Origin of the sequence: Saccharothrix saharensis (assembly GCF_006716745.1) — a bacterium.
GTDB classification, from domain to species: domain Bacteria; phylum Actinomycetota; class Actinomycetes; order Mycobacteriales; family Pseudonocardiaceae; genus Actinosynnema; species Actinosynnema saharense.
Genome location: NZ_VFPP01000001.1, coordinates 3,302,499 through 3,315,101 on the forward strand (window position 1 = coordinate 3,302,499; position 12,603 = coordinate 3,315,101).

A 12,603-nucleotide genomic window follows, 5' to 3' on the forward strand; every position below is an offset into this window, starting at 1 on the left:
CGCAGCCCTAGGCTCGGTCCGTGGACGCTCTCGCCGCGTTGTTGGACGGGCCGCGCGCCCGGGGCGCGTTCCTCATGCGCACCGTCCTGGACCCGCCGTGGTCACTGCGCATCGAGGACCGCGCGCCTCTCACCGTGGTCGCCATGGTGCGCGGGGACGGTTGGCTGCTGCCGCACGACGGTGACCCCGTGCCGCTGCGCGCCGGTGACGTCGCGGTGCTGCGCGGGCCCGACCCGTACGTGCTGGCGGACGACCCTGCGACGCCCGTGCAGGCGGTGGTCCACCCCGGCGAGATCACCACCACGCCGGACGGCGCAGCGTTGTGCGAGCAGTGGGGACTGGGCGTGCGGACGTGGGGTGCGAACGCCGACGGGTCCGTGGTGATGCTCAGCGGCACGTACCAGTTGGACGGCGAGGTGAGCCGCCGGTTGCTGTCGGTGCTGCCGCCGTTCCTCGTGGCGCCGCGCGCGGAGCTGCCGTTGGTGCCCCTGCTGGCCGACGAGATCACGCGGGACGAGCCGGGCCAGGAGGCCGTGCTGGACCGCCTGCTCGACCTGGTGCTGATCTCCGTGCTGCGGTCGTGGTTCTGCCGGCCGGAAGCGCGGACGCCGGCCTGGTTCTCGGCGCACGCCGACCCCGTGGTGGGGCGGGCGCTGCGGCTGCTGCACGCCGACCCGGCCCACCCGTGGACGGTGGGTTCGCTGGCCGAGGCGGTCGGCGTGTCGCGGGCGGCGCTGGCCAGGCGGTTCACCGAACTGGTCGGCGAACCGCCGATGGCCTACCTGACCGACTGGCGCCTCACCCTGGCCGCCGACCTGCTGCGCGAACCGTCCGCCACGGTGGCCGCGGTCGCCCGCCAGGTCGGCTACAGCACCGCGTTCGCGCTGAGCACGGCGTTCAAGCGGGAACGCGGCCTCTCCCCTCCGACCACCGCGCCACCCCGTGAGTCGAACGCTCAGGTCCCGAGAGTCGAACGCCCGGGACCCCCGAGTTCAACGCTCAGGTCACGCGCCGATCAGCCGGGCGGCCAGGTAGCCCTCCAGCTGGTCCATCGACACGCGCTCCTGCGACATGGTGTCGCGCTCCCGCACCGTCACGGCGTGGTCGGTGAGGGTGTCGAAGTCCACCGTGACGCAGAACGGCGTGCCGATCTCGTCCTGCCTGCGGTAACGGCGGCCGATGGCGCCCGCGTCGTCGAACTCGATGTTCCAGTGCTTGCGCAGCGCGTTGGCCAGGTCCTTGGCCTTCGGCGACAGGTCGGCGTTGCGCGACAGCGGCAGCACGGCCGCCTTCACCGGGGCCAGCCTGCGGTCCAGGCGGAGCACCACCCGCTTGTCCACGCCGCCCTTGGCGTTGGGCGCCTCGTCCTCGGTGTAGGCCTCCAGCAGGAACGCCATCATCGGCCGGCCCACGCCCGCCGCGGGCTCGATCACGAACGGCTTGTAGCGCGAGTTCGTGGCCTGGTCGAAGTACGACAGGTCGACGCCGGAGTGGTTCGAGTGGGTGGTGAGGTCGAAGTCGGTGCGGTTGGCGATGCCTTCCAGCTCACCCCACTCCTGCCCGCCGAACCGGAACCGGTACTCGATGTCGACGGTGCGCTTCGAGTAGTGCGACAGCTTTTCCTTGGGGTGCTCGTAGTGCCGCAGGTTCTCCTTGGAGATGCCCAGCTCGGTGTACCAGCGCGTGCGCTCGTCGATCCAGTACTGGTGCCATTCCTCGTCCGTGCCCGGCTCGACGAAGAACTCCATCTCCATCTGCTCGAACTCACGGGTGCGGAAGATGAAGTTGCCCGGCGTGATCTCGTTGCGGAAGCTCTTGCCGATCTGGCCGATGCCGAACGGCGGCTTGCGGCGCGACGTGGTCTGCACGTTCAGGAAGTTGGTGAAGATGCCCTGCGCGGTCTCCGGGCGCAGGTAGTGCAGGCCCTCGTCGGTCTCGACCGGGCCGAGGTGGGTCTTGAGCAGGCCGTTGAACATCTTCGGCTCGGTGTACTGGCCGCGGGTGCCGCAGTTCGGGCACGGCACGTCGGACACGTCGCCCTCGGCCACCTGCTTGCCGGTGCGCTCGGCGTACTCCTCGGCCAGCGTGTCCTGCCGGAACCGCTTGTGGCACGAGTTGCACTCGATCAGCGGGTCGACGAACGCCTCGACGTGCCCGGACGCCACCCACACCTCGCGCGGCAGGATCACCGACGAGTCCAGGCCGACGACGTCCTCGCGGCCGCGCACCATGTAGTTCCACCACTGGCGCTTGATGTTGTCCTTCAGCTCGACGCCGAGCGGGCCGTAGTCCCACGCCGACCTGGTGCCGCCGTAGATCTCGCCGCACGGGTAGACGAACCCGCGACGCTTGCACAGGCTGACGACGGTCTCGATGCGATCGGCTGCCACGGACACTCCATCGGGAGATGCAGAAAGGACGGAAACGGGCTTGCCAGGGTAGTCCTTGCCGTCAGCTCCCCATCGGGCGACCGGGCCACGCCCCGCGCCCCGGCGGTCCGCTCAGCGCGGGGTGGTCGGCCCCGCGGCCTCACCCAGGCGGACGGTGCCCGCGTCGTGCGCCAGCAGGCTCACCTCGCGCCGCACCGCGCCGTCGGCGGCGACCAGCAGCGGCTCGTAGGCGGCGGGTTCGTCGGTGTTCGCCTCGGACAGCAGGGGGATGACGTGCTCCCGCACCTCGAACGGCGACAGCGCCCGCCGGTAGGCCACCACCGAGTCGAACTCGACGGTCAGCACGAACCGGTCCGCCTCGTCGGTCGACCGGGACAGCTGGGCACGCCGACAGCCGGGTTGGGCGGTGAGCAGGGCCAACGCCCGGTCGACGCGCCCGGTGAACGCCTCGACCCCGGGTTCGGCCACGGTGAAGCGGCACACGAGCAGCACGGTGCAAGGATGCCACGGTGGCTGGTAACTCGAAGCGGACCCTGATCCCCGGTGCCGGACCGCTCTCGCGGGTGCCCGCGCCGGCGGCGTTCCTGCTGGTCCTGGTGCTGTTCGGGCTCGGCGTGTGGCTCCAGGGCACGGTGGGCGCGCTGCTGCTGGGCCTGTTGGCGCTGGGGGTGGCGGCGCTGCTCGCCACGACCTGGCCCCTGCTCACCCCGAGCGCGCGCGTGTTGAGACTCCTCGTGCTGGCCGTCCTGGTGCTCATCACGGTGTCCGTGCTCTAGCGCCGTAGTATCGGTGGTGAAAATCCATACCACGTGGGAGGCGACGTGACGGTCGGAGTGCGGGGCGAGCACGTGCACTCCCCGGAACGCCGCGTGCCCCCGCCGGCGCCGCGCCAGCCGACCCGGACCCTGTCCGCGGCCGGTGAGCTGCTGCGCGCGCTCGCCGCGCCGGTGCGGATCGCGATCGTGCTGCAACTGCGCGAGGCGGACCGGTGCGTGCACGAGCTGGTCGAGGCGCTGGGCGTGGCCCAGCCGTTGATCAGCCAGCACCTGCGGGTGCTCAAGGCGGCGGGCGTCGTGCACGGCGAGCGGCACGGCCGCGAGGTCGTCTACCGGCTCGTCGACGAGCACCTCGCGCACATCGTGGTGGACGCGGTGACCCATGTGGACGAGGGGCCGCGTGGTATCAACCAGACCGACCGGTCCCCCCGGACGGAGGAGATGTGACCACTAGCGAGCGTCCGACCACCGCTGTGCCCGGCCTGCGGTCGACCAAGCAGCGCACCGCGGTGTCCAAGCTGCTCGACTCGCTCGGCGAGTTCCGCTCGGCCCAGGAGCTGCACGAGGAGCTGCGCAAACGCGGCGAGGGCATCGGCCTGACCACGGTCTACCGCACGTTGCAGTCGCTGGCCGACGCCGGCGAGGTGGACGTGCTGCGCACCGACTCCGGTGAGGCGATCTACCGCCGCTGCTCCCAGCACCACCATCACCACCTGGTGTGCCGCAACTGCGGCCGCACGGTGGAGGTCGAGGGCCCGGCGGTGGAGAAGTGGGCCGACCGCGTCGCCGCCGAGAACGGGTTCGTCGAGGTCAGCCACACCGTGGAGATCTTCGGCACGTGCCGCGACTGCTGCGGGCAGGCTCAGCCCTCGTAGGTGTCCTCGGGCGTGGCGATCGGCACGACCTGCGACACCGTGAACGTGGGCACGAACGCGCTCTCCTTGGTCGCCGAGCCGGGCACGACCCGGCCGGTGGCCTCGACCCACTGGTCGGTGGGCAGCGCGGCGAAGTCCTGGCCGACCATCTTCGCCTTGACCGGCGAGGCGTCCGCGGCGCAGCACGAGATGGTCAACCGGGCGATGAACACGTCGGCGTCCTTGCGCACGACGAACCCGGTGAGCTTGACCGTGCGGTCGTCCAACGAGCCGGAGTCGTCCCACGCCGTGCGGGTGACGAACTCCGAGATGGTGAGCGGGACGACGTCGTCGGAGGGCAGCGGCGCGAACCCGCTCGACGCCTTGGCCTCCTGGGCGGCGTTGCGGTCGGACCGGTTCACCGTGTCCGCGCCGAGCGCGGGCGGGCTGATCAGGAACACCGCGAACACCGGCAGCAGCAGCATCCACGGGCTGCGGGACGTGCCGTGCTCGTGCCCGGCGTGCTCGACGCCGCTCGGGTTCTGCTGACCGCCGCGGATGTCGCGCACGATCGACACCAGGGCCAGCACGACCATGACGCCGCCGGTCAGGACCAGCCACGGTTGCAGCGACTCCTTGACGTACCGCAGGTACGTGCCGGTCAGCGCGAGCTTGAGCAGCGCGCCGCCGAGCAGGACCAGCAGGATGTTCTGCGTCTCTCGTCTCATGGGACCTCACGCCTCACAGGAACACCGCTCCCGCCGCCAGGGCCGACGCGATCGCCACCAGGAACGTGGCCGGGGCGAAGCGCGCCGCGAAGGACTTGCCGAACGCGCCCGCCTGCAGCGCGATGAGCTTGACGTCGACCGCCGGGCCGACCACGAGGAACACCAGCCGGGGCAGCAGCGGCAGCGCCGACATGGAGGCCGCGACGAACGCGTCGGCCTCGCTGCACAGCGCCAGCACCACGGCCAGCAGCGACAGCACCACGACGGCCAGCACGACCTGGCCGCCCAGCGTCTCCAGCCACTCCTGCGGCACGAGCACGTTGAACGCGGCCGCGAACACGCCGCCGAGCACCAGGAACCCGCCCGCGTCGACCAGGTCGTGCCGCGCGGTCTCGGCGAACACCGCCCAGCGGGACGTGCCGTCGTGGTCGGGCAGGCGGCGCAACGCGCGTTCGGCGATCCACTCGGCCTTGCCGAACCGGGTCCACAGCCAGCCCATGACGATGGCGGTGAGCAGCGCGCCGACGAACCGGGCGGGCACCATCATGGGCGCGTTCGGGAACGCCACGGCCGTGGACACGAGCACGATCGGGTTCACCGCGGGCGCGGCGAGCAGGAACGTCAGCGCCACGGCGGGTGCCACGCCCTGCTGCATCAGGCGGCGTGAGACGGGCACGGACGCGCACTCGCAGCCGGGCAGCGCGACCCCGGCGACACCGGCGACGGGCACGGCCAGCGCGGTCTTCTTCGGCAACGCCCTGCGCAGCACGTTCGCCGGGATGAACGCCGCGATGGCGCCGCTGATGAGCACGCCGAGGACGAGGAACGGCAGCGCCTGCACGCACACCGCGACGAACACCGTGGACGCCGTGCGCAGCACCGGCACGTCGAGCACGCCGACCAGCCAGTCCTGCAGCACCAGCGCGAGCACGAGCAGCACGCAGAGCACTTCCAGCGAAGTGATCTTCCAGCGCGGTGGCGTGCCGCGCCGGCGCGAGCCGCGGATCTCGCCAGTGATTGTCACTTTCGAGATGATGCCAGAACTCCGGCCCGTGGCTCACCGACCTCCGGCTGGTCTTCGGCCGACGGCCACGCGGCCGTCACCGGCGGTAGGTTCGCGGGGTGGACTGGCACGGGTGGCACGACGACTACGACCGTCCGGACTCGGGGCTGGCCCGGCGGCTGCGCGCCGTCCAGGAGCAGGTCCGGGCCGCGTTGGACGACAGTCCCCCGGGACCGTTGCGCGCGGTGAGCCTGTGCGCAGGCCAGGGGCGTGACCTGCTGGACGTGCTCGCCGACCACCCCCGGCGCGACGACGTCCGAGCACGCCTGGTCGAGCTCGACCCGCGCAACGCCGACGTCGCCGCGGCACGGGCGGCCGGCCTGCCCGGGGTGGAGGTGCTGACGGCCGACGCCTCGCTCACCGACCACTACCGCGACCTGGTCCCGGCGGACCTCGTGCTGGTCTGCGGCGTGTTCGGCAACATCACCGATTCCGACGTCGAGCGGACCGTCGACCACTGCGCCGCGTTGTGCCGGACGGGTGGCACGGTGATCTGGACCCGTCACCGCGGCGCTCCGGACCTCGTGCCGTCGATCTGCGCGTGGTTCGAGGAGCGCGGGTTCGAGCGCCGGTGGCTGTCCGACCCGGACACGGGGTACGGCGTCGGCGTCCACCGCTTCCGGGCCGAACCGCGACCGCTGACCCCGGGCGCCCGCATGTTCGCGTTCATCGGGTACGAGGTGCTCGAAAGACCTCAGCGGTCGAAGTAGGAGAACCGCCGCACGTGCGGGGTCCACTCCTGGAACACGGCGAGCCCCGGCAACGTGACCAGGCGCGTGACCCCTTCGAGCCCGTCGTGCAACCGCAGCCACCGGCCTTCCTGATCGGGGGTGACCCTCCCGACGACCGGTGAGTGCCCGTCGTCCGGCCGCAGGTCCGCCGCGAACGAGGCCCACGTCCCGCCCTGGTCCCGGTGCACGAGCCCGCCGCGGACCTCCACCGCCGGCGGGGCGTCGAGCACGGCGACGGCCAGCGAGGGTGCCACGGCGACGATCCCCAGCAGCACGACCACCGCCTGGAACTCGCCGGGCCGCTCGTCGTCACCGAGGAACCGCGCCGCGTCGCCGAGGTCGCGGGTGGCGCGGATCATCCGGTAGATGTTGAACAGCCGCTTCGCCGCGCGCGGTGTGTCGACGAGCGGGTCCAGTGCGGCGAGGAACACCATCTCGCGCTCGGTCAGCGGCCGGGCGGGCAGGGGAGCGGGCGTGGAGGTATCCAGCTGCGCCCCCGGTTCGACGGGCAGCACGTGTTCCGGCACGTCGTCGCCCGGATCGGCTCGCGGCACGTCCGGGCCGTCCCCGGCGACCGAGGTGTGTGCCTCGACCTCCGCCATGGACCGCAGCACCTCGCCCAGCCTGCCGCGGGCCATGCCGGGCAGGGTGAACGGGATGTTGATGATCTTCTCGAGGTAGTCCTCCGGCAGGACGCGCCACGGTGACGCCGCGGTGTCCCCGTCCAGCACACCGGCGTAGTGGTCGCGCAGCGAGCGCACGAGCCAGCGCGGGTCGACGCCGACCACCACGACGAACAGGTCCATCGCCAGCAGCAGGTGCACGGCCTCCATGACCTGCACGACCTGCCGCGGCTCGCACCGGTCGAGGTCGTCGATGTGCAGCACGATCCGGTCGACCGGTCGCTGCCCGCCGCGGTCCGCGTCGGGGTTCGCCCGCCAGTCGGCCAGCAGCGCGACGAGCTGCTCGAAGTCCCTGCGCAGGACGGACACGACCCCCAGGTCACGCGTGTAGGCCTCGCCCTTGGCGGCCACGAACGCCGACATCCGGCGTGCCGGGTCGAGGTTGGCCAGCTGCCTGCCCAGCTCACCGACGTGGGTGACCACCTCGTCCAGCTGCGCCTGGGCGACGAGCTGGTCCGCCTCCGCCTTGCGGAGCAGGTCCACGGTGTCGGAGACCTGCTCGCGTACGCGTTCCTCGTGGATCCGGTCAAGGCCGCCGCGGATATCCTCGGCCAGCACGCGCAGCTCACCCAGCCCCTTGCGGGCACGCAGGAGCAGCCCGCCGCCGACCGTCGCGAGGGCCAGGCCCGCGACACCGCCGAGCCAGGTGATCAGCGGCGCCACCACCGCGGCGGCCGCCGTGACGCCGAGCACGACACCCGCCGCGGCGAGCGCGACCTTGCCCTGACGGTCGCTCGGTAATCGGCGCAGCGCGTCCACGTCAGCGTGGGAGTCCCGCAGCTGCTGCGACAGCAGCCGGCCCTGCTCGACCTCGTCGGCGACGCCGATCCGGCTCCACACCCGGTCCAGCCGCTCCCGCAGCCGGGTCGACTCCCTCAGCGCGATGAGCAGGTCGCGGGCGCCGGTGACGTGCTGACGGTCGGCCTCGTCGACCTTGGCCTTGAGGCGGGCGACCTCCTCCTCGGCACGCTGGTTGAGCTCTGCCAGTTCGTCGTGCCGGTCGACCGTCTCGGCCAGCAGGCGGCGCAGCTCGCCGCGCTGCCGGTGCGGGTCGCGGTCCGCGTCGGCGAGCGCGCGGAAGATGACGTCCGCCAGGCTCGCCCAGAGGTTGGTGTCCGCGTAGTGCCAGGCGTTGAACCCGATCTGCACCACGCGTCGGCAGTACTTCGGCGAGCCGGACTCCGCCAACTCGCCGATCCGCCCGCGTAGCATGCCCATGAAGAAGCTCTTGCCCGAGCCCCAATCCCCGAACACGCCGACCGACAGCGGCGTCGGGGTGGCGCGCTCGGCGATCACCGCGGCCAGCATCGACGCGTACGTGGCCACGCCGAGCCGGTCCCTGGCCAGGGGGATCGGCTCGGTCGGGTCGACCAGGTCGCTCGACACCCCGCCGGCCAGGTCGTCCGACACCCGGCGCTCATCGGGGCGATCCACCGGCGTCGCGCGCTCCGGTTCCGCCACCGACGTCGGCGCCTCGGCCTCCGCGGGTGGGCGATCGTGATCGGACCACCGACGGACAACCGCGTCGACCACCTCGGCGTCACGGCCGAACAGCACGACCTGCCGCAACCCCCGCCTGGAGGGCAGCCGCAGGACGTCCAGGACCGCCGGCACGACCGCCGCGGCCACATCGCGCGGGGGGAGGCCGAGCGCGCCGGTGGCGAGCAGGGGCAGCGCGACACCGGTCGCGCCCTCCCGGGCAGCCGTGCGGATCGCCGCCCGCGTCGCCGCCACCACGCTCGACGTGTCCACGAGCCCGTAATCGCCATGGGGCGATGCGAGGACTACGAGGGCGAGCGAGCCGATGCCCCTCAGCCGGACAACCTCGGGGTCGGACGGCGCGATGCGGGCGAGGTTGACCCGCGAGACGGCCTGGTCGAAGGTCGGGAACCGATCGGCCAGGACCGACCCGAGGTCACCGAGGGTTTCCCCCACGGACACGACCAGCGCGTCGACCCCCATGTCCCACGGTTCGGCGGTGACGCAGACCGCCACCGCCACCCCGTCGACGTTCCCCAGTTTCACGATCCTCGGTGAACTCACCAGGCCCCCCGGTCGCGCCGGCAACCTATTGGAGTGCCGACGGTACCGGGTTCATTACTGAGGGTTACTCGGGGTCGGCTTCCTCGTCGCGCAGCTCGGCGATCGTCGCCAGCACGTCCGCCGCTTCCGCCACCGGCAACAGCGGCTCGACCACGGCGGTCACGCCGCGGCTCGCGGCGAGCACCTCCTCGGCCAGCTTCACCGCGTCGTCACGGTCGTAGGGGCCGCACACGAACGACGCCCACTCCTCCCCCGCCGACGCCTCGAACGTGATCGCCCACGGCAGGCCCTCCACGTCCGTCTCGTCGTCGGGCTCGTACACGATCACACCGGCCATCAGGCGCTCCCGGTTCCGGCCAGCAGCTCGTTGCGCAGCTGCGAAGCAGTGGACACGACCAACATCAGCAGCGTGCTCAACGGCTCCGGCTTCAACCCCTCGGCCGGGAACGCGTAGCGCAACGTGACGTCCATCCCGCGCTCGGTGTGCACCACGCCGAGCGTGCCGAACAGGCCCTGACCCGCGCGTTCGGCGGCGGACACGGCGAGGTTGCGGTCGTCGGGCAGGTCCCAGGCCACCACGCAGGTCAGGCTGAGCACGGTCAGGCCCTCGGCCAGCCGCATCGCCTGCACCGCGCACGGCACCTCGCCGTGCTGGAAGCTCAACGCGCCGTCGTCGTCGACGTGGACGTCGTGGAACATCTCCAACGCCTCACGGGCCGCGGTCAGCAGTTCCGCGGTCACCTTGGCGTCCTGGTCGGTCACTTAAGCATCCTCCACGTCGGGCTTGTCCACGGCGCCGCCGAAGCGCCGGTCGCGCATGGCGTACGCCTCGCAGGCGCGCCACAGGTCCAGCCGGTCGAAGTCGGGCCACAGGATGTCCTGGAACACCAGCTCCGCGTACGCCGACTGCCACAGCAGGAAGTTCGACGTGCGCTGCTCGCCGGAGGGCCGGATGAACAGGTCCACGTCCGGCATCTCCGGCTGGTACATGTGCTTGGCCAGGGTGCGCTCGTCCACCTTCTCCGGGTTGAGCTTGCCCGCCGCGACCAGCCGGGCGATCTCCCGCGCCGCGTCGCCGACCTCGGCCCGCCCGCCGTAGTTGATGCACATCGCCAGGTTCAGCACGGTGTTGTCCTTCGTGCGCTCCTCGGCGACCTCGAGCTCCTTGATGACGCTGCGCCACAGCCTGGGCCGGCGACCCGCCCACCGCACCCGCACGCCCAGCTCGTCCAGCTCGTCGGTGCGGTGGTGGATCACGTCACGGCTGAAGCCCATGAGGAAGCGGACCTCCTCCGGGCTGCGCCGCCAGTTCTCGGTGGAGAACGCGTACAGCGACAGCCACTTCACGCCCATCTCGATCGCGCCCTTGGCGGCCTCGACCACCACGGCCTCGCCGCGCTTGTGGCCCTCGATGCGGGACAGGCCGCGCTGGTTCGCCCACCGGCCGTTGCCGTCCATGACGATCGCGATGTGCCGGGGCACGAGGTCCGCAGGCAGCACCGGCGGCGTCGCGCCGGTCGGGTGCGGTTCCGGGGGTCGGGGAACGCGCTGGACGCGCTCAACCCGCCGTCGGCGGAGCATGGCTGTCCTCTCCATGGGTGGGGTTCTCGTGCGGCGAGCGAGCCTAACCGTCGGCCGGCTGCGCCTTGCGCTCGACCAACGGCAGCGAGCGCAACTGCCGCTCCAGGTGCCACTGGAGGTGCGCGGCGACCAGGCCGCTCGCGTCGCGGCGCGCGCCCGCGGGGATGCCGTCCACCACGTCCCACCGGCCGCGCAGGAGCGCGGCGAGCAGGCGCAACGTGTCGGCGGACGGCGTGGCGCTGCCCGGCGGACGGCACCGCGGGCAGACCATGCCCCCGGCGTGGACGTTGAACGCCTTGTGCGGGCCGGGGTCGCCGCAGCGGGCGCACTCGTCCACCGCAGGCGCCCACCCGGCGAACGCCATCGCACGCATCAGGAACGCGTCCAGGATGAGCGAGGCGTCCCGCTCCTTCGCCGCCAACGCCCGCAACGCGCCCGTGACCAGCAGGTACAGCCGGACGACCGGTTCGCCCTCCTCGGCGGTGAGCCGGTCGGCGGTCTCCAGCACCGCGCACGCCGCCGTGTAGCGCTGGTAGTCGTCCACCAGCACCACGCCGAACGCGTCCAGCGTCTCCACCTGCGTGATCACGTCCAGCGACCGGCCGGGGTAGAACTGCACGTCGACGTGCCCGAACGGCTCCAGCCGCGCGCCGAACCGGGACGACGTGCGGCGCACGCCCTTGGCCACCGCGCGCACCTTGCCGTGCCGCTGGGTGAGCAGCGTGATGATCCGGTCGGCCTCGCCGAGCTTCTGCACCCGCAGGACCACCCCGGTGTCCCGGTAGAGGTTCGCCACTCAGAACCCCAGTCTGCGCAACTGCTTCGGGTCGCGCTGCCAGTCCTTGGCGATCTTGATGTGCAGGTCGAGGTACACGCGGGTGCCGAGCAGCTTCTCGATGTGCCGGCGCGAGGTGATGCCCACCTGCTTGAGGCGCTCACCGCGGTGGCCCAGGATGATCGCCTTCTGGCTGGGGCGCTCCACGAACACGTTGGCGTGGATGTCCACCAGGTCGTCGCGGCCCTCGCGGGGCAGCATCTCCTCGACCACGACGGCGATCGAGTGCGGCAGCTCGTCGCGCACGCCCTCCAGCGCCGCCTCGCGGATCAGCTCGGCGACCAGGGTGAGCTCCGGCTCGTCGGTCAGCTCGCCGTCCGGGTACAGCGGCGGCCCCTCGGGCAGCTTGCCCAGCACCAGGTCGGCCAGGGCGTCGACCTGGTAGCCGTCCACCGCGGACACCGGGATCAGCTCGGCGAAGTCCATCACGTTCTGCAGGGCGAGCAGCTGCTCGGCGACCTGCTGCTGGCCGACCAGGTCGGTCTTGGTGACGATGCCGATGACCGGCGTGCGCTTGGCGATCTTCTCCAGCTCGGCGGCGATGAACTTGTCACCGGGGCCGACCTTCTGGTCGGCGGGCACGCAGAACCCGACCACGTCCACCTCGGACCACGTCTCGCGCACCAGGTCGTTGAGCCGCTGGCCGAGCAGGGTGCGCGGCCGGTGCAGGCCGGGGGTGTCCACCAGGACCAACTGCCCGTCCTCGCGGTGCACGATGCCCCGGATGGTGTGCCGGGTGGTCTGCGGCTTGCTCGACGTGATCGCGACCTTGGTCCCGACGAGCGCGTTGGTCAACGTCGACTTGCCTGCGTTGGGGCGGCCGACGAAGCACGCGAACCCGGAGCGGTAACCATCCATCCACCCATTGTCCCCGCCCCCGCCGACCGCGCCGCGTCAGCCCTCGCCAGGCACCCGTGCC

14 protein-coding genes and 1 pseudogene are annotated in these 12,603 nt (G+C 72.0%); 5 read left to right on the forward strand and 10 right to left on the reverse strand.

The window, feature by feature from the left end:
* Window positions 1–20 precede the first annotated feature (20 nt).
* Window positions 21–923, forward strand: a pseudogene (locus FHX81_RS13875) (AraC family transcriptional regulator); the annotation flags it as partial.
* Between the two features lie 81 nt (window positions 924–1,004).
* Here the strand turns inward: FHX81_RS13875 and FHX81_RS13880 are convergent.
* Window positions 1,005–2,390 (reverse strand): glycine--tRNA ligase, encoded by a 1,386-nt coding sequence (locus FHX81_RS13880; protein WP_141978513.1) that lies wholly within the window; start codon window positions 2,388–2,390, stop codon window positions 1,005–1,007.
* A 111-nt stretch (window positions 2,391–2,501) separates the two neighbouring features.
* Window positions 2,502–2,882, reverse strand: coding sequence for an antibiotic biosynthesis monooxygenase family protein (locus FHX81_RS13885; RefSeq protein WP_141978515.1), 381 nt, complete (start codon window positions 2,880–2,882; stop codon window positions 2,502–2,504).
* 17 nt (window positions 2,883–2,899) lie between these two features.
* On the opposite strand from FHX81_RS13885, the gene FHX81_RS13890 reads away from it, so the two are divergent.
* Genes FHX81_RS13890 through FHX81_RS13900 form a run of 3 tightly spaced genes read left to right on the forward strand, consistent with a single transcriptional unit; the run spans window position 2,900 to window position 4,041 of the window.
* Window positions 2,900–3,166 (forward strand): hypothetical protein, encoded by a 267-nt coding sequence (locus FHX81_RS13890; protein WP_246107806.1) that lies wholly within the window; start codon window positions 2,900–2,902, stop codon window positions 3,164–3,166.
* Window positions 3,167–3,211: 45 nt separating this feature from the next.
* Window positions 3,212–3,613, forward strand: a complete 402-nt coding sequence (locus FHX81_RS13895; protein WP_141978517.1) for an ArsR/SmtB family transcription factor — start codon at window positions 3,212–3,214, stop codon at window positions 3,611–3,613.
* On the forward strand, window positions 3,610–4,041 hold the full coding sequence (locus FHX81_RS13900) for a Fur family transcriptional regulator (RefSeq protein WP_141978519.1): 432 nt from the start codon (window positions 3,610–3,612) through the stop codon (window positions 4,039–4,041). Before FHX81_RS13895 ends, FHX81_RS13900 begins: the two co-directional genes overlap by 4 nt.
* Here FHX81_RS13900 and FHX81_RS13905 read toward each other — a convergent pair.
* Complete coding sequence (locus FHX81_RS13905; protein WP_141978521.1) at window positions 4,029–4,748, reverse strand: TIGR03943 family putative permease subunit; 720 nt, start codon at window positions 4,746–4,748, stop codon at window positions 4,029–4,031. The genes FHX81_RS13900 and FHX81_RS13905 overlap by 13 nt on opposite strands.
* 13 nt (window positions 4,749–4,761) lie before the next feature.
* Complete coding sequence (locus FHX81_RS13910) at window positions 4,762–5,772, reverse strand: permease (RefSeq protein ID WP_141978523.1); 1,011 nt, start codon at window positions 5,770–5,772, stop codon at window positions 4,762–4,764.
* Window positions 5,773–5,870: 98 nt separating this feature from the next.
* Between FHX81_RS13910 and FHX81_RS13915 the strand changes: the two genes are divergently transcribed.
* Window positions 5,871–6,521, forward strand: coding sequence for an SAM-dependent methyltransferase (locus FHX81_RS13915; protein WP_141978525.1), 651 nt, complete (start codon window positions 5,871–5,873; stop codon window positions 6,519–6,521).
* Here the strand turns inward: FHX81_RS13915 and FHX81_RS13920 are convergent.
* The 6 genes from FHX81_RS13920 to era all read right to left on the reverse strand — a co-directional run bounded on the left by FHX81_RS13920 (window position 6,506) and on the right by era (window position 12,542).
* On the reverse strand, window positions 6,506–9,250 hold the full coding sequence (locus tag FHX81_RS13920; RefSeq protein WP_141978527.1) for a P-loop NTPase fold protein: 2,745 nt from the start codon (window positions 9,248–9,250) through the stop codon (window positions 6,506–6,508). The two genes, FHX81_RS13915 and FHX81_RS13920, sit on opposite strands and share 16 nt — an antisense overlap.
* A gap of 82 nt (window positions 9,251–9,332) precedes the next feature.
* Window positions 9,333–9,605: a hypothetical protein gene (locus FHX81_RS13925; protein WP_141978529.1), complete on the reverse strand. Its 273-nt coding sequence runs from the start codon at window positions 9,603–9,605 to the stop codon at window positions 9,333–9,335.
* Window positions 9,605–10,030: a YbjN domain-containing protein gene (locus FHX81_RS13930; protein WP_281291734.1), complete on the reverse strand. Its 426-nt coding sequence runs from the start codon at window positions 10,028–10,030 to the stop codon at window positions 9,605–9,607. Before FHX81_RS13930 ends, FHX81_RS13925 begins: the two co-directional genes overlap by 1 nt.
* Window positions 10,031–10,849 carry an isoprenyl transferase gene (locus FHX81_RS13935; protein WP_141978531.1) on the reverse strand — a complete coding sequence of 273 codons (819 nt, stop codon included), beginning with the start codon at window positions 10,847–10,849 and terminating at the stop codon, window positions 10,031–10,033.
* Between the two features lie 43 nt (window positions 10,850–10,892).
* Window positions 10,893–11,645 carry a DNA repair protein RecO gene (gene recO / locus FHX81_RS13940; RefSeq protein WP_141978533.1) on the reverse strand — a complete coding sequence of 251 codons (753 nt, stop codon included), beginning with the start codon at window positions 11,643–11,645 and terminating at the stop codon, window positions 10,893–10,895.
* Entirely contained in the window at window positions 11,646–12,542 is an 897-nt protein-coding gene (gene era / locus FHX81_RS13945; protein WP_141978535.1) for a GTPase Era, read from the reverse strand.
* Window positions 12,543–12,603: the final 61 nt, after the last annotated feature.